The sequence below is a fragment of the Mesorhizobium sp. Arg314 genome (assembly GCF_053714275.1).
This window is the reverse complement of sequence record NZ_JBSKBP010000069.1, coordinates 1-16843: the sequence shown is the minus strand read 5'-3', so window position 1 is coordinate 16843 and position 16843 is coordinate 1. Positions and strand designations below refer to the sequence as shown.

The 16843-nt window shown below is 62.8% G+C and carries 14 protein-coding genes; 7 read left to right on the top strand and 7 right to left on the bottom strand.

Annotated elements, in window-relative coordinates:
- Positions 1-26: 26 nt before the first annotated feature.
- The gene (locus ACWGS9_RS32125) at positions 27-1154 is read right to left on the bottom strand and encodes an S-(hydroxymethyl)glutathione dehydrogenase/class III alcohol dehydrogenase (protein WP_454509009.1); all 1128 of its coding nucleotides are present in this window, start codon (positions 1152-1154) and stop codon (positions 27-29) included.
- A 251-nt stretch (positions 1155-1405) separates the two neighbouring features.
- On the opposite strand from ACWGS9_RS32125, the gene ACWGS9_RS32120 reads away from it, so the two are divergent.
- Positions 1406-3418: an acetyl-CoA carboxylase biotin carboxylase subunit gene (locus ACWGS9_RS32120; RefSeq protein ID WP_454509008.1), complete on the top strand. Its 2013-nt coding sequence runs from the start codon at positions 1406-1408 to the stop codon at positions 3416-3418.
- A 147-nt stretch (positions 3419-3565) separates the two neighbouring features.
- Positions 3566-7039: a DNA polymerase III subunit alpha gene (gene dnaE, locus ACWGS9_RS32115; protein WP_454509010.1), complete on the top strand. Its 3474-nt coding sequence runs from the start codon at positions 3566-3568 to the stop codon at positions 7037-7039.
- Between the two features lies 1 nt (position 7040).
- Here dnaE and ACWGS9_RS32110 read toward each other — a convergent pair whose 3' ends face one another.
- Positions 7041-7928 (bottom strand): DMT family transporter, encoded by an 888-nt coding sequence (locus tag ACWGS9_RS32110; protein ID WP_454509007.1) that lies wholly within the window; start codon positions 7926-7928, stop codon positions 7041-7043.
- 315 nt (positions 7929-8243) lie between these two features.
- On the opposite strand from ACWGS9_RS32110, the gene ACWGS9_RS32105 reads away from it, so the two are divergent.
- Positions 8244-8747 (top strand): hypothetical protein, encoded by a 504-nt coding sequence (locus ACWGS9_RS32105; RefSeq protein WP_454509006.1) that lies wholly within the window; start codon positions 8244-8246, stop codon positions 8745-8747.
- A gap of 4 nt (positions 8748-8751) precedes the next feature.
- On the opposite strand, the gene ACWGS9_RS32100 is transcribed toward ACWGS9_RS32105, so the two are convergent.
- Positions 8752-10080: a DNA polymerase IV gene (locus ACWGS9_RS32100; protein WP_454509005.1), complete on the bottom strand. Its 1329-nt coding sequence runs from the start codon at positions 10078-10080 to the stop codon at positions 8752-8754.
- A 65-nt stretch (positions 10081-10145) separates the two neighbouring features.
- On the opposite strand from ACWGS9_RS32100, the gene ACWGS9_RS32095 reads away from it, so the two are divergent.
- Together ACWGS9_RS32095 and ACWGS9_RS32090 are read left to right on the top strand one after the other, a co-directional pair.
- A complete protein-coding gene (locus ACWGS9_RS32095; protein ID WP_454509004.1) occupies positions 10146-10721 on the top strand; it encodes a GNAT family N-acetyltransferase in 576 nt (191 codons plus the stop codon).
- A 101-nt stretch (positions 10722-10822) separates the two neighbouring features.
- The gene (locus ACWGS9_RS32090; RefSeq protein ID WP_454509003.1) at positions 10823-12382 is read left to right on the top strand and encodes a hypothetical protein; all 1560 of its coding nucleotides are present in this window, start codon (positions 10823-10825) and stop codon (positions 12380-12382) included.
- Positions 12383-12391: 9 nt separating this feature from the next.
- On the opposite strand, the gene ACWGS9_RS32085 is transcribed toward ACWGS9_RS32090, so the two are convergent.
- Together ACWGS9_RS32085 and ACWGS9_RS32080 are read right to left on the bottom strand one after the other, a co-directional pair.
- Positions 12392-13045 carry a hypothetical protein gene (locus tag ACWGS9_RS32085; protein WP_454509002.1) on the bottom strand — a complete coding sequence of 218 codons (654 nt, stop codon included), beginning with the start codon at positions 13043-13045 and terminating at the stop codon, positions 12392-12394.
- On the bottom strand, positions 13042-13341 hold the full coding sequence (locus ACWGS9_RS32080; RefSeq protein WP_454509001.1) for a DUF3572 domain-containing protein: 300 nt from the start codon (positions 13339-13341) through the stop codon (positions 13042-13044). The genes ACWGS9_RS32085 and ACWGS9_RS32080 overlap by 4 nt, the downstream gene beginning before the upstream one ends.
- 237 nt (positions 13342-13578) lie before the next feature.
- On the opposite strand from ACWGS9_RS32080, the gene ACWGS9_RS32075 reads away from it, so the two are divergent.
- Both ACWGS9_RS32075 and ACWGS9_RS32070 read left to right on the top strand, forming a co-directional pair.
- A complete protein-coding gene (locus ACWGS9_RS32075; protein ID WP_454509000.1) occupies positions 13579-13950 on the top strand; it encodes a response regulator in 372 nt (123 codons plus the stop codon).
- Between the two features lie 33 nt (positions 13951-13983).
- The gene (locus ACWGS9_RS32070) at positions 13984-15357 is read left to right on the top strand and encodes a PleD family two-component system response regulator (protein WP_454508999.1); all 1374 of its coding nucleotides are present in this window, start codon (positions 13984-13986) and stop codon (positions 15355-15357) included.
- A 508-nt stretch (positions 15358-15865) separates the two neighbouring features.
- Here ACWGS9_RS32070 and rpmG read toward each other — a convergent pair.
- Together rpmG and ACWGS9_RS32060 are read right to left on the bottom strand one after the other, a co-directional pair.
- Positions 15866-16033, bottom strand: a complete 168-nt coding sequence (gene rpmG / locus ACWGS9_RS32065; protein WP_006201775.1) for a 50S ribosomal protein L33 — start codon at positions 16031-16033, stop codon at positions 15866-15868.
- A gap of 155 nt (positions 16034-16188) precedes the next feature.
- The gene (locus ACWGS9_RS32060; protein ID WP_454508998.1) at positions 16189-16647 is read right to left on the bottom strand and encodes a YqfO family protein; all 459 of its coding nucleotides are present in this window, start codon (positions 16645-16647) and stop codon (positions 16189-16191) included.
- Between the last annotated feature and the right edge of the window lie 196 nt (positions 16648-16843).

Genomic DNA, 16843 nt, shown 5'->3' with positions numbered 1-16843 from the left:
TGGGTTCCTCTACCAGTGGTTTTGCTTCAGTAAACCACCACGCTGCGGATCGACTTGCCCTCATGCATGAGGTCAAAACCCTTGTTGATGTCTTCGAGCTTCAGCGTATGCGTGATCATCGGGTCGATCTGGATCTTGCCCTCCATGTACCAGTCGACGATCCTCGGCACGTCGGTGCGGCCGCGCGCGCCGCCGAAGGCTGTGCCCATCCAGGTGCGGCCGGTGACCAGCTGGAACGGCCTGGTCGAGATCTCCTGACCGGCGCCGGCAACGCCGATGACGACCGACTTGCCCCAGCCGCGATGCGAGGCTTCCAGCGCCTGGCGCATCACCTTGGTGTTGCCGGTGCAGTCGAAGGTGTAGTCGGCGCCGCCGATCTGGTCGGCGCCGCGCTTGGTCAGGTTGACCAGGTAAGGCACGATGTCGCCGTCGATCTCCTTCGGATTGACGAAATGCGTCATACCGAACTTCTCGCCCCATTCCTTCTTGTCGTTGTTCAGATCGACGCCGATGATCATGTCGGCGCCGGCAAGGCGAAGGCCCTGGATGACGTTGAGGCCGATGCCGCCGAGGCCGAAGACGGCAGCGGTCGCGCCTTGCTCGACCTTGGCCGTGTTGATGACCGCGCCGATGCCGGTGGTGACGCCGCAGCCGATGTAGCAGATCTTGTCGAAGGGCGCCTCGGGATTGACCTTGGCCAGCGCGATCTCCGGCAGCACGGTGAAGTTGGAGAAGGTCGAGCAGCCCATATAATGGAACAGCTTGTCCTTGCCGATCGAGAAGCGCGAGGTGCCGTCGGGCATCAACCCTTGCCCCTGCGTGGCGCGGATGGCGGTACACAGATTGGTCTTGCGCGACAGGCAGGACGGGCACTGCCGGCATTCGGGCGTATAGAGCGGGATGACATGGTCGCCCTTCTTGACCGAGGTGACGCCCTTGCCGACATCGACCACGACGCCGGCGCCCTCATGGCCGAGGATCGCAGGGAACAGCCCTTCCGGATCGGCGCCCGACAGCGTGAACTCGTCGGTGTGGCAGATGCCGGTCGCCTTGACCTCGACCAGCACCTCGCCGTCGCGCGGCCCTTCGAGGTCCACCTCCATGATCTCCAGCGGCTTTCCGGCGGCGACAGCAACGGCGGCACGCGTTATCATGAGGCACTTCCTCCCAAGCGATCTGTAAGTTTTAGCTAACGGCAAGCTGCACGTGGCGAATGCCAGCCCGCCATCCCATCGGCGTTGCGGGTAGCTTAGCGAGTTCCGCGCTGGCGGCCAACGTCTCTTGCGACGTTTTTCGACGCGCTTTCTGCAATCGGCACCGGCCACGAAAGCCGACCTGCGGACACTTGAGGCGCGCCGGAATTATCCATAGAACTGGACCGCTTCGCCGGAGGAACGACATCCGAATGTTCAAGAAGATCCTGATCGCCAATCGCGGCGAGATCGCCTGCCGCGTCATCAAGACGGCGCGCAAGATGGGGATCGCCACCGTCGCGGTCTATTCGGATGCCGATCGCGATGCCGTGCATGCCGAAATGGCCGACGAAGCGGTGCATATCGGTCCGCCGCCGGCGGCACAGAGCTATCTGCTGCCTGAGAAGATCATCGCCGCCTGCAAGCAGACCGGCGCGGAAGCCGTGCACCCTGGCTATGGTTTTCTTTCGGAGCGCGCCTCTTTCTGCGAGGCGCTGGAGAAGGAAGGCATCGTCTTCATCGGGCCGAAGCCCAAGGCCATCAAGGCGATGGGAGACAAGATCGAATCGAAGAAGTTCGCCAGCGAGGCCAAGGTCTCGACCGTGCCCGGCTGGCTCGGCGTCATCGAAGACGCCGACCATGCCGAAAAGATCGCCGGCGAGATCGGCTATCCGGTGATGATCAAGGCATCGGCCGGCGGCGGCGGCAAGGGCATGCGCATCGCCTGGAGCAAGGCGGAGGTGCGCGACGGCTTCGATCGGGCGCGCTCGGAAGCGAAAAGCTCCTTCGGCGACGACCGCGTCTTCATCGAAAAATTCGTCGTCGATCCGCGCCATATCGAAATCCAGGTGCTGGCCGACGCGCATGGCACAGCGCTCTATCTCGGCGAGCGCGAATGCTCGATCCAGCGCCGCAACCAGAAAGTGGTCGAGGAGGCGCCGTCGCCATTCCTGGACGCCAAGACCAGGAAGGCGATGGGCGAGCAGGCGGTGGCCCTGGCGAAGGCTGTCGACTACCAGAGCGCCGGCACCGTCGAGTTCATCGTCGACAAGGACAAGAACTTCTATTTCCTTGAAATGAATACGCGATTGCAGGTCGAGCATCCGGTGACCGAACTCGTCACCGGCATCGACCTCGTCGAGCAGATGATCCGCGTCGCCGCCGGCGAAAAGCTCGGCATCAGGCAAAGTGACGTGAAGCTCAATGGCTGGGCGGTGGAAAGCCGCCTCTATGCCGAGGATCCTTTCCGCAATTTCCTGCCGTCGATCGGCCGGCTGACCCGTTACCGGCCGCCGCAAGAAGGTACGTTCGGCGACATCATCGTGCGCAACGACACCGGCGTGACCGAAGGGTCCGAGATCTCGATGTTCTACGACCCGATGGTGGCAAAGCTCTGCACCTGGGCGCCGACGAGGCTGGAGGCGATCGACGCGATGTCGGAGGCGCTGGACAGCTTTGTCGTCGACGGGATCGAGCACAACATCCCGTTCCTGGCGGCGCTGATGCAGCACCCGCGCTGGCGCGAGGGGCGGCTGTCGACAGGCTTTATCGCCGAGGAATATCCGGGCGGTTTTTCGCCCGTCGAGCCTGACGGCGAGGAGCGGGCGGTGTTCGCCGCTGTCGCTGCGGCGATCGAACTGCTGCGCCGCGACCGGCTGGACCGTCTCGGTGGCAGGCTGGCGCCGCATTCGGGCCATCTCAAGCGCGACTGGGTGGTCAAGATCGGTGCGGACTATCTTCCGGTCGAGATCGTCGACGGCATGGTTTCCATCCCGATGGAGGTCGACCTGTCGATCGACGCCGGCAAGCCGTTGACCGTCGCCTCCGACTGGCGGCCGGGCGACGCGATCTGGCAGGGCGCGGTCGGCGCAAACAGGATTTCAGCGCAGGTCCGCCCAATGCTGAACGGCCTGCGCATCGCCTGGAAAGGCATGTCGGTGACCGCGCGCGTGATGCTGCCACGCATCGCGGAGCTGGAAAGGCTGATGCCGGAAAAGCTGCCGCCGGACACCTCGAAAATGCTGCTCTGCCCGATGCCTGGCCTTGTCGTCTCGATCGCCGTCGCGGAAGGGCAGGAGGTCAAGGCCGGCGAGACGCTGGCCGTGGTCGAGGCGATGAAGATGGAAAATGTGCTGCGCGCCGAGCGCGACCTCACGATAGCCAAGCTCAACGCAAAGCCTGGCGACAGCCTTGCGGTCGACGCGGTGATCATGGAATTTGCCTGAGCGGCTTTGCTGTGCACGGGTGACCGCTAGACTCGCATCACGCGCTCCCGGACAATACATCTGCACCGATGTTGAGTCCTTTCGAGCGATATGTGCCCCATGGCGGATGAACGACTTCCACGCGACCCGTTGCAGCGCGAAGCAGCCATGAAGGCCGCGCGGCCTGAAACGCCGGCACGGACCTTCATCCATCTGCGCGTGCATTCGGCCTATTCGCTGCTGGAAGGCGCCTTGCAGCTTGGCGCGATCGTCGGCCATGCGGTGAAGGACGAGGCGCCGGCGATCGCGGTCACCGACACCAACAATCTGTTCGGCGCGCTCGAATTCGCCCAGAAGGCGGTCAAGGACGGCATTCAGCCGATCATCGGCTGCCAGATCGATCTCGCCTTTTCCGGCGAGGCGAGCGACGGCCAGCGCGACCGCCGCCGCCATGGGCCGGAAATGTCGCCGATCGTGCTGATCGCCGCCAGCGAGGACGGCTACGGCAATCTCGTGCGGCTGATCAGCAAGGTCTATCTGGAGACGCCGCCCGGCGAGCCGGTGCATCTGACCAGCGCCACGCTGCAAGGCCGGTGCGATGGGCTGATCTGCCTGACGGGAGGGCCGCGCGGTCCTATCGGCGCTGCTTTGAAGGCCGATCGGCGCGACCTCGCCGAACAGCGGCTGCTGTTCCTCAAAGGCCTGTTCGGCGACAGGCTCTATGTCGAATTGGAACGGGTCGCCGGCTATGACCGCATGGTCGAAAAATCGACGATCGATCTGGCCTATAGGCATGAGCTGCCGCTGGTCGCCACCAACGAGGCTTTCTTCTCCAAGCGCGATGATTACGAGGCGCATGATGCGCTGATCGCCATCGCCGAGGGCTCGGTGGTTGCGGCCGACAACCGCCGGCGGCTCGCGACGGACAATTTCCTGCGCAGCCAGGCCGACATGGCGCGCCTGTTCTCGGACCTGCCGGAAGCGATCGACAACACGGTCGAGATCGCGATGCGCTGTTCCTACTATCCGAAGAACCGCAGCCCGATCCTGCCGCGCTTCACCGGCGCCGACGCCACCGACAGGGATGCCGCGGAGAAGGCCGAAGCAGCCGAGCTTGCGCGGCAGGCGCGAGAGGGACTGGAGGCGCGGCTTGCCGCGCATGGGCCGACGCCGGGCTACACGGTCGAGCAATATCGCGAACGGCTCGAATTCGAGCTCGGCATCATCGAGAAGATGAAGTTCCCGGGCTATTTCCTGATCGTTGCCGACTTCATCAAATGGGCGAAGGCCCAAGGCATTCCGGTCGGGCCGGGGCGTGGTTCGGGCGCCGGCTCGCTGGTCGCCTATTCGACCACCATCACCGATATCGACCCGCTGCGTTTCTCGCTGCTGTTCGAGCGCTTCCTCAACCCGGACCGTGTCTCGATGCCGGACTTCGACATCGATTTCTGCCAGGACCGGCGCGAGGAGGTGATCCGCTACGTCCAGCAGAAATACGGCCGCGACCAGGTCGGGCAGATCATCACCTTCGGTACGCTGCAGGCGCGCGCGGTGCTGCGCGACGTCGGCCGCGTGCTGCAGATGCCTTACGGCCAGGTCGACAAGCTCTCGAAGATGGTGCCGCAGAACCCGGCCAACCCGGTCAAGCTGGCCGATGCCATCGCCAACGAGCCGCGTTTTGCCGAGGAGGCGGAGAAGGAGCCGATCGTCCAGACGCTGCTCGACATGGCGCAGAAGCTCGAAGGCCTCTACCGCCATGCCTCGACGCATGCCGCCGGCATCGTCATCGGCGACCGGCCGCTGTCGGAACTGGTGCCGATGTACCGCGATCCGCGCTCCGACATGCCGGTCACCCAGTTCAACATGAAATATGTCGAGCAGGCGGGACTGGTAAAATTCGACTTCCTCGGCCTGAAGACGCTTACCGTGCTGGAAACGGCGGTGAAGCTCATCCGCCGGCGCGGCGTCGACATCGATCTCGCCACGATACCGCTCGACGATCCCGAAACCTACGCCATGCTGTCGCGCGGCGAGGTAGTCGGCGTGTTCCAGGTTGAAAGTGCCGGCATGCGCAAGGCGCTGATCGGCATGCGGCCGGACTGCATCGAAGACATCATCGCGCTGGTGGCGCTCTACCGTCCCGGCCCGATGGAGAACATCCCGACCTACAACGCCAGAAAACACGGCGAAGAGGAGATGGCCTCGATCCATCCCAAGATCGACCACCTGGTGAAAGAGACCCAAGGGGTCATCGTCTACCAGGAACAGGTGATGCAGATCGCGCAGGAGCTGTCGGGCTATTCGCTCGGCGAGGCCGACCTGTTGCGCCGCGCCATGGGCAAGAAGATCCGTGCCGAGATGGACAAACAGCGCGAGCGCTTCGTCACGGGCGCGGTCGAGCGCGGCGTCAGCAAGCCGCAGGCCGATTTCATCTTCGACCTCCTGGCCAAGTTCGCCGACTACGGCTTCAACAAGTCGCATGCCGCGGCTTATGCGGTCGTTTCCTATCAGACCGCCTATCTCAAGGCGCATTACCCGGTCGAGTTCCTGGCGGCATCGATGACGCTCGACATGAGCAACACCGACAAGCTTGCCGATTTCCGCCAGGATGCGATGCGCCTCGGCATCGAGGTGGTGGCGCCGTCGGTGATGTCGAGCTTCCGTCCGTTCGAGGTCGGCGAAAACAAGATCTTCTATTCGCTGGCGGCGCTCAAAGGCGTCGGCGACGCTGCGGTCGAGCACATCGTCGACAAGCGTGGCGAGAAGCCGTTCAAGAACCTTGCCGATTTCTGCGAGCGGGTCGATCCGAAGATCGTCGGCAAGCGCGTCTTCGAAAGCCTGATCATGGCCGGCGCGCTCGATTGCTTCGGGCACGACCGCGCGCAGATGATGGCCGGCGTCGAACGGATGATGGGCCTAGCCTCGCTGGCGCAGCAGAACGCTATTTCCGGCCAGGCCGACATTTTCGGCGCTTCGCTTGGAAGCCAATCGCAGGCGCTCAACCTGCCGGCGACCGATCCATGGCTTGCCGCGGACCGGCTGCATCGCGAGTTCCAGGTCGTCGGCTTCTATCTCTCGGCGCATCCGCTGGATGAGTACAAGGCCGCACTCCAGAAGATGCGGGTGCAGAACTGGGGTGAGTTTGCAGCGGGCGTCAAACGCGGCGCGACCAACGGGCGGCTTGCCGGGACGGTCACTTCCAAGCAGGAACGCAAGACCCGGACGGGTAACAAGATGGGGGTGGTCCAGTTTTCCGACACGACGGGCCAGTATGAGGCCGTTCTGTTTTCGGAAGGATTGGTGCAATTTCGCGATATGCTGGAGCCTGGCAACTCGGTGGTCATCATGGTTTCAGCCGAGGACAGGCCCGAGGGCATCAATCTGCGCATTAATGCGGTGCAATCACTGGACGATGAAGCTAGCCGCATTCAGAAGGCATTACGCATCTTTGTTAGAGATGATCGTCCATCTCCTACTATTCAATCACAGCTCAAACAGCGCGGTGACAGCCAGGTTAGCATCATCGTACTTAAGGGTGCGGAGGGCGAGGTCGAGATCGATCTGGGCCGGTACCGCATCTCGCCACAAATCGCATCGGCGATGCGCGCGGTGCAGGGTGTCGTCGAAGTAGAACTGGTTTAGCTCAGGGCGTTGCCGCCTCCGCCTCTGCCACCTGCGGCGTCTTGCGCTGCAAATTGAGCAGATTGCCGGCCAGGATCAGGGCAGCGCCGCCGGCGGTGAAGACGTCGATCTGTTCATGATAGAGCAGCCAGCCGACCAGCGCCGACAGCGGCACGCGCAGGAAATCCATCGGCGAGATGATGGTGGCATCGGCGTAAACCAGCGCGCGCGCCAGGCAGAAATGCGACGACATGCCGGTGAAGGCGATCAGGAATATCCACGGCCAAAGCCCGGGCGAGGGGTTGTGCCAATAATACAGCGCCGGGATCAGGCCCACCGCCGACTGGATAATAAGCATCCAGAAGATGATGCGCACCACGCTCTCGGTCCTGGTCATCGACTTCACCAGCACCATCGAGATGCCGAAGCAGACCGCTGCGCCCAGGACGACGAGGTGGCCCGGATCCATCGAGCCCGCATTGGGACGCACGATGACGACCACGCCGATCAGGCCAAGCACGATCGCCGCCAGCTTCGACCGCGACAGTCTTTCCCCCAAAAAGCTGACCGCCAGGATCGCGGTCCAGATCGGCGTCGTGAACTCGATCGAGATCAGTACGGCCAGCGGAATAAGCGTCAGTGCGTAGAGCCAGGCAGCCTGGCCGGTATAGTGGATGACATTGCGGGCGATATGGGCGAAAGGGCGCTGCGTGAGCATTGCGGCAAAACCGCCGTTCATCATCACCAGCGGCAAAAGGATGAAGAAGCCGATCACCGAGCGCAGCTCCAGAACCTGGAAGACGTTGAGCTCGGCGGTCGTCTCGCGGCCAGCGATCGACATCCCCAGCATCGAGGTGATTGACAGCGCCATCCAGAGTGCGGCTTTTGGGATCGAGGGAGCAGGTGCCATTTGGGGCTCTATGTCGCAAGACCGGACTTTGGCCGCAACCATTAGCGGCGTCATTCCACTGGGCCAGTGAATGGGGTGTCAAAAAACCGTCATCGCGACGGCGGAACCTGGCGCCCGGGCACCCGTTAAGTCCACGCTTAGGCCTTCCTTCGGAAGGTGCCGGCTGGAGTGGTTCCCGTTTCCGCGAAACGGGGAACCACTCCAGCTCTTTGTTTTGACGCAATTCGGGACAGAAGGGTACGGCGAAGTCGCTGAGTCCTACGGTTTCACACTTTTCCTGGAATTGCCTGAGTGATCGCGAGAGGGAACGTCTTGATGAAATCGACCGCTGCCTTGCTGGCCGCCGCCTGTCTTTTCTGCCCGACGGGCGCGCATGCCGACGAGGCGGCCTTCCTGCGCTCGCTGCAGGGAAAATTTTCCGGTAAGGGAACGGTCAGGATCAGAACGAACACGCCGGTGATGAACATCAACTGCACCTTCACTTCGGACGCGACGGCGAACTCGTTGTCGCTCGATGGCACCTGCCGTGCATTGCTGATCATGTCGCGGGAAATCCGCGCCGACCTGAAGGTCAGCGGGGCGAGCTACACCGGCACCTATATCGGCTCGCGCAGCGGACCCGCCGGGCTCAGCGGAAGCCGCAAGGGCGATGCGATCAACCTCGACATCCACTGGGCGAAAATCGTCAATGGCGACCGCGACGCGGAGCTGACCGTTGAAAAGACCGGGCCGGACGATATGCGGATGACGGTGACCGACATGGATCCGGCGACCGGCAAGATGGTGGTGACGAGCCGGATCGATCTGAAGCGCACCTGACCCTTCAATCTTCCAGCGGCTCGGGCGGATTGGCGGCGCGGCCCTTGCCGAATGTATAGCCGGTCTCGACGGCCTTCCTGCCAAACTTGTCGCGCAACGTGTCCATCGCGCCTTCGGCCAGCGCGCGCTTGCGCGACTGCACGTCGACGAGATCGGGCGGATCGGCCTTTTCGTCGTCGGAGAGGTCGCTGACGCCGATGCCGAGCAGGCGGAATTTCGTGCCGTCGGCTTCGCGGCGCAACAGGTCGAGCCCGGTCTGAAAAATACGGTCGGCCAGACGTGTCGGGTCGCCAAGTTGGCGGTTGCGGGTGCGGGTCTTGAAATCCTGCGTCTTGAGCTTGAGCACCACGGTGCGCCCGGCAATGCCGGATTTCTTCAGCCGCGCCGAGACCTTTTCCGACAGGCCGCGCAGCACCGGCACCAGCTCCGCCAGGGTGGCGATGTCTGTGTCGAAGGTGGTTTCTGCCGAGACGCTCTTGGCATCGCCGTCGGGATCGACCGGGCGGTCGTCCTCGCCACGCGACAGCCGGTAGAGCCGGTCCCCCATCACGCCATAGCGACGCATCAGATCCCCGCGCTCCAAGCGCTGCAACTGCGCGATCATGCGGATGCCGTCGCGCTCCAGCGTCGCGGCCAACGCCTTGCCGACACCCCAGATCATCGTCACCGGCTGCGCGGCGAGAAAGCTTGGCGCCTCCGCTTCGCCGATCACCGAAAAACCGCGCGGCTTGCGGAAATCCGAGGCAATCTTTGCCAGGAACTTGCAGTAGGAGAGGCCGGCCGAAACGGTGATGCCGAGCTCCTTTTCCACCGTCTGCGAAAAGCGCGCCAGCACCAGCGCCGGTGGCATGCCGTGCAGCCGCTGGGTGCCGGCGAGGTCAAGAAAGGCCTCATCGATCGACAGCGGCTCGACCTGCGGCGTCAGCGCCAGCATCAGCGCGCGCACCTGGCGGCCGACGCCGACATATTTTTCCATGTTGGGTGGGATCACCACCGCTTCCGGGCACAGTTCGAGCGCCTTGAACATCGGCATGGCTGAGCGAACGCCCTGGATACGAGCGATATAACAGGCGGTGGAGACGACGCCGCGCCGGCCGCCGCCGATGATCACCGGCTTGTCCTTCAGCGCCGGATTGTCGCGCTTTTCGATCGCCGCGTAGAAAGCGTCGCAATCGATATGGGCGATCCGCAGGCGGTAAAGCTCGGCGTGGCGGACAAGGCGCGGGCTGCCGCAGCGGTCGCAGCGACGCGTCTCTGAGCGCTGGAAAGCCAGGCAGTCACGGCAAAAACCGTGTTCGGGATTGTTGACAGGAGCCGCCATCGCTGCGAACATAAAGAGAACAGATGCAATGGTACGACAGCGCAAGGCTGGCAACAAGCTTGGCCTGGGGAGAACGCATGAGCACGACCATAGCACCGCTGACTCCTGAGCGCTGGGCCGATTTCGAGGACCTGTTTGGCAAGCAGGGCGCCTGTTACGGTTGCTGGTGCACGCATTTCCGGCTGGCGCCGGCGGAGCGCCGCGCCAGCGACAAGGAGCGCAACAAGGATCTGATCAAGGCGCGAATCGAAACAGGCCCGCCGCCGGGGCTTTTGGCGCTCGATGACGGCAAGGCCGTTGGTTGGATGCAGATCGGCCCGCGCGCCGACGTGCCGGAGTGGAACAATCAGGGCAGGGGTTCGGCGCCGGTCGATCCGGCCGATGCCAGCGACCCGGATGTGTGGGCGATCTCCTGCTTCTTCATCCGCGTCAAGGCGAGGGGCCGGGGCATCACGCACCGCCTTGTCGAGGGCGGCATCGCCTTCGCCCGCGAGAACGGCGCGAGGTTGCTGGAAGCCTGCCCGATCGACCTGTCGCGCGATTCGCGCTCGATCGGGCTTTTCGTCGGCTCATCGCGGGTGTTCGAGAAGGCTGGCTTCGAAAGGCTTGTCGAGCGCAAGCCCGGCCGGCCGCTGATGCGGCTGGTGCTTTAGCCGGGCGCGCTTTTGGCCTACAGTCGGCGTCTTGCGGCTGTAACGCTTCTTGCCTACCAGAAGCACAGATGTTTCGTCTTCCGAGATCACGGAGAACCGACGTGAAGCGTATTTTGCCACTTGCCTTTGCCCTCGCGCTCAGCGCGCCCGCTTTTGCCCAGGCCGTCGACAATCAAGGCGCCAAGCAGCTTTCCGACAATCTGGCTCGCTATTTCGGCAAGCAGGCGTTCGACAAGGGCGTGCTCAAGGTTTCGGTCGAGGGCGACGCCTACAAGATCGCGCTTGACGTCAAGGCGCTCGTCAATGCGCTGCCGGAGCAGAAGCTCCTGAAATTCGACATGGCGCCATACGCGCTGATGGTGAAGCCGCGCAGCGACGGGTCTTGGGACGTCTCGTCGAATTTCTCGCAGGGCGCATCCTTCGAGTTCGATGGGCCGGAAGGCCGCCAGAGCATGGAATTCACGATCAAGGACGGCAAGGTGACGAGCGTCTACGATCCGGCTCTTGCCGCCTTCACCAGCGGAACCAGCTCGGTGGCCGGGATGATCATGACGTCCCGGGAAGCCAAGCAGCAGGCCGATGTCTCGACCGGCGCCGGCACTGCCACCGTTGCCGCGACCAAATCCGCCAATGGCGGCGTAGATTTCACGGCCACCCAGAAAGTCTCGGACTTCGTCGAAAGGATCAAGGTCGATGATCCCGACAGCGGATTGAACTTCCCGCTCACCCTGAAAACGCCGGAACTTTCCGTGGACGCAAACGGCAAAGGCGTCCGGACGAAGCCGCTGCTCGACCTGCTTGCCTTTGCCGTGGCCAATGAGGACGAAGCCAAGCTCAAGGCGAACCAGGCTGAGCTCAAATCGCTCATGCTGGCTGCACTGCCCATCTGGGAAAGGGTCGAAGGCAACTACGGCTTCAAGGATTTCGAAGTGGAGAGCCCCGTCGGAAAATTTGGGGCAACGCAATTCAGCACTGCATTCGGCATGGACGGCGTCTCCCAGAACGGCAAAGTCGATTACACGGTCAAGGCCACCGGCCTGACAATCCCGCGGCAGACCCTGCCCGAATGGACCGTCCCTTTGCTGCCCACCGACATCGACCTGAATTTCGGCGGCGCCAATATCGACTTCGATACGATGGCGAAAAAGGCGATCGAAGCCTTTGATCTTAATAAGAATCCACCGCTTTCGGATGAATTTGGCAAGGCTTTGGTCGCCGATTTCAAAGCCAAGAATCCGAAGGTCGTCATCGGGCACAGCACGGTGAAGAACGCCGACATCGAGGTGGCGATGGAAGGCGAGATGACGTTTCCCGGCGAGAAGCCCGATGCGACCGTGACCGTTGACGTCACCGGCTATGACAAGATCGTCGATGCCCTGAAGGAAGGAGCCAAGAGCGATGAGCAAATGGCGCAGGCCTTCCCGTTTGCGTTGGCCGTCAAAGGCTTTGGCAAGACGCTGCCGGACGGCCGGCTGGAGTGGATGATCAACACCAAGGCCGATGGGTCCGTCACGGTCAACGGCGCCATGCTGAAGGGGCCTGATGCCGCCCAGGACGACAGCGCCGGCCAGGATAACAACTCGGGTGCTGACGGCGCGAACGGAACGGACAATTCAACCGGCGGCGACAATGGCGGAGCCGGCGCCAAGCTGCAGCCTTGAACGCCTACGCTAAAGCCCGAGAGCGCGCGCGATCTTGGGCGCCGCCTCGGGCCAGTCCTCGACCGAGATGATGTCTTCCGGCGTTGGCGGCAGGAAGGCGCGCAACGAGTTGTCGGCCATCAGATGGAAGAGGTGGGCGTCCGACACCGAATTGCGCGCCGAGACCAGGTTGGAGGGCTGATCGTCGACAAAGGCGACGGGCCGGCCCTTGGCGCCGCGCAGTTTCGCGATTGCCGGCCCCTTGGCCATCTCCGTCGTCAGCAGCGGGTAATTGAGCCCCAGCGCATCGAGATGCGCGCGGCGCACGGCGCGATGCTTGTGCGGCATGGCGGTCAGCATGACGATCTCGGCGCTTTGGCCGAGCATCGCCAGCGCGTCCGCGGCACCGTCGGTGATGCTTTGCCAATCCGCCTGGGTGTCGAAGAAATCGCCGAGAAGCGCTGTCACTTCCGGCTGCTCGATCAGCCGGCCGCTCGCCGTCTCGGCGATGTTGCCGGTGAGGCGGAAGGAAGCCAGCGTCAGCCCGAAGCCGCGCGTTTTCAGGAAATGCGGGAAGGGCCGGACGAATTCGAGCACGACATCGTCGACGTCGAGCACCAGCAACGGCCGGTCATCGGCGGCAAGCTCCTCGATCTGCCGCGCTGTCTCGGGATCGTCGCTCATGTCGAGCGCTCGTGATCGTCGTTGCCGAGCGGAAGCGCGCGCAGTGCCTTGCCGACGGCGGCCGGCGGCGTGCGGGTCTCCTCGGCAAAGCGCAGAAGCGTCGGCTCGTGGGCGAGGATGAATTGCAGAACGCCGGCAAGGAAGCCGGGCTCTGCGGCGGCCTTGCGGATCGACTGCGCGTCGATGCCGGTGATCGCCAGGAAGCGCGGCAGAAGTTCCGGGTCGGCGGCGACGAAGCCCAGTGCCTTTACGGCAATGGTTTCCGCTTCCTCGCGCATTGACGCTGCGTTCGCCATCATTACCTTTGGAATGGTGGATTTTTGAGTCTCTCTCCGCAGTAACGGCAAGCGTCGCTTGCGGCAAGCCTCCGCTCTCTCCCGTGCAACGTCCGAAGGTGGAATTGATGCTGCTTTCCAACCTCCGGTTTCCGTTTCGTCAATCATATTGGGCTAGAGTGGAAAAGGGTTGGGTGCGGTCCGAAGGGACGCATTGCGACGGCCTTCGCCTTCGAGGGCAGTCGGGACGGGAAATTGATGGCTAAGAAGGTGATGATCGTCGAGGACAATGAGCTCAATATGAAGCTCTTTCGGGACCTCATCGAAGCCAGCGGTTACGACACGGTTCGCACGCGCAATGGGCTGGAGGCGCTGGATCTGGCGCGCAAGCACAGGCCGGATCTCATCCTGATGGACATCCAGCTGCCCGAAGTATCGGGCCTGGAAGTGACGAAGTGGCTGAAGGAAGACGACGAGTTGCATTCGATTCCCGTCATCGCCGTCACCGCCTTCGCCATGAAAGGCGATGAGGAGCGTATCCGCCAGGGTGGGTGCGAGGCCTATATCTCCAAGCCGATCTCGGTGCCGCGTTTCATCGAGACGATCAAATCCTATCTGGGCGATGCCTGATGTCTGATACCAGCAGAACCGGAGCCTTTTGAGATGACCGCGAGGATCCTCGTCGTCGACGATATCCCCGCCAATGTGCGGCTGCTGGAGGTTCGGCTGCTTGCCGAGTATTTCGAGGTGCTGACGGCCAATAGCGGTCCGGATGCGATCGAGACCTGCGAGAACGGCAAGGTCGACGTCGTGCTGCTCGATGTGATGATGCCCGACATGGACGGGTTCGAGGTCTGCAAGCGCCTGAAGAGCGATCCGGCGACCTCGCATATCCCCGTCGTCATGATCACCGCGCTCGACCAGGTCTCGGACCGGGTGCGCGGCCTCGAGGCCGGCGCGGACGATTTCCTGACCAAGCCGGTCAACGACCTGCAGCTGATGACGCGGGTGAAGAGCCTTGTCAGGCTGAAGTCGCTGACCGACGAGCTCAGGCTGCGCGCCTCGACCACGCGCAATATCGGCATCGAGGAACTTCTGAGCCGCGATTTCGCGACCGAGGACACCAAGCCGAGAGTGCTTCTCATCGATGAACGCAGGTCTTCCGTCGAGCGTATCCAGAAGATGCTGCGCAACACTGCCGAAGTCGATGTCGCGACCGACCCGAGCGCGGGGTTCTTCCAGGCGGCAGAGACGCCATACGAATGCGTGCTGATCTCGACCGCCTTCGCCGACTTCGATGCGCTGAGACTCTGCTCGCAGCTGCGTTCGCTCGACCGCACGCGCTTCCTGCCGATCATGCTGCTCGCCGACGAGGGCGAGGAGGGCCGCATCCTGCGCGGTCTGGAACTCGGCATCAACGACTACCTGATCCGGCCGATCGACCAGCACGAGCTGACGGCGCGCCTGCGCACGCAGGTGCGGCGCAAGCGCTACAACGACCAATTGCGCGCCAGCGTCGCCCAGACGATCGAGATGGCGGTGATCGACGGATTGACCGGGCTGCACAACCGGCGCTACCTCGACAGCCATTTGCAGACGCTGTTCGATCGCGCCGTGGCGCGGCGGCGGCCGCTGTCGGTGATGATCACCGACCTCGATCGCTTCAAGTCGATCAATGACACCCATGGCCATGACGGCGGCGACGATGTGCTGCGCGAGTTCGCCAGGCGGCTGCGCAAGAATGTGCGCGGCATAGATCTCGCCTGCCGCTTTGGCGGCGAGGAGTTCGTCGTGGTGATGCCCGACACCGACGGCGCCGTCGCCGAGAAGGTTGCCGAGCGCATCCGCGCCGAGATCGCGCAAGCGCCGTTTGCCATTGGAAACGACGGCAGGACGATCGAGGTCACGGTCAGCGTCGGCGTGTCCTCGCTTCTGAAGGGAGCCGACAGCGTCGCCGCACTGATGAAGCGCGCCGACCTTGCGCTCTATGAGGCCAAAAGCGGCGGCCGCAACCGGGTGGTCGCCAAGGCTGCCTAAAGCGCGTCGCGATCTTTCAGATTCGCTCCGTACGCTTGGATCTTGATCTTGCGCACGTCCTTGTCCCGAAACCGGTTCCCAGTTTTGGGAGACATGCTTTGGTAAAAGGCGCTAATTCGCAGTCGTCCCAGCAGGGTTACGAATTTACCTTAACCCAAGCGATTCGCGAGCGGTGGTTAAGAAATGGTTGATTTTTATAAGGTCTTGCGCAAATCTGCGATGCATAGACAGAAGACGAGGCCGGCACGAGGGTAGACTAGCCGGCCCGATCCGAAAAATTCCCCATGATGCTCAGGTCCGCCGCATCTCCTGGGTCCGTGGGGTCGGCCGGCCGGCGCTGGCACATAGTGGCCTCCTCGTACCGCTGCCAAACGCCGACCGGCCCCCTTTTCGTAAAACCGACATCGGAACCGTGCGCTGAACAGCGGCGCGGTTCCTTGTCGCCCGGTCTTTCCTAAATCAAAACGCCGCCCGGAGGGCGGCGTTTTGATTTCTCAGGATAACCAGATTACTTGATCTTGGTTTCCTTGAACTCGACGTGCTTCTTGGCGACCGGATCGTACTTGCGGAACGAGAGCTTGTCCGTCTTGGTACGGCTGTTCTTGCTGGTGACGTAGAAGAACCCGGTGTCGGCGGTCGACAGAAGCTTGATCTTGATGTTTGCGGCTTTGGCCATGATTTTCGTCCGTTAATGTTCGTGGAGTTTTGGCCGCTGGAGCACGGGAAAACACCCGGACGCGGGAAACTTGGCGCGACACATAAAGAACGCGCCCGGAAAGTCAAGCCCGGGCGCCTTCCTTGCCTTATTTCGGCATGGCCGATTTCACCGTTTCAGGCGTTCTCCCCGATCAGCCGGCCCGTCTTTTTCCAGTCGCCCGTCGTGTTCCACCATCGGTTCGGATTGGCGCGGTCGTCGAGCCCCTTGGATCGGCTGGCCAGCAGCGGTTGTATACGGATGACGGGCTCCTGGTAGGAATGGGCCTGGAATATCGCCTCGACGACACGGGCGGCGAGGGCCTGGTCGTCGGCGATCTCGAACGACACTTCGACCGTGCCGGGCCGCCGCCGCAAGTCGGTTTCGGCGCCGGCGGCGGCACCTTCGAACGGCCGGTAGCGCTCGATGCCTTGCGCCGACTGATAGGCGTTGGAGTCATATTTGCCCATGCGCAGCGGCGTGATCGCCACCACGGCCTCCATGATGCGCTCGACATCGGCGGCCGGCGCCTGGAATGTGACGAGCAGAAGCAATTCCATCCTGAGGGAGCTGGTTTCAAAGCCGCTGTCGATCATCGCAGTTCTCCTACCTCTCGTTGGAGGCAGGGTATAACAGGGGTGCTGCTGACACGGTGATGTCAGGATGCCCGACGCTTCGGCGACATTCGCCTAAAGCGCGTCGCGCTGAAATGGATTCAGGCGACGCGCTTTAACAGGCTGCTGAAAAACGTTTTTGGTCCGGCCGACTCGTGGCTTTGATTCTGTTTTGTTC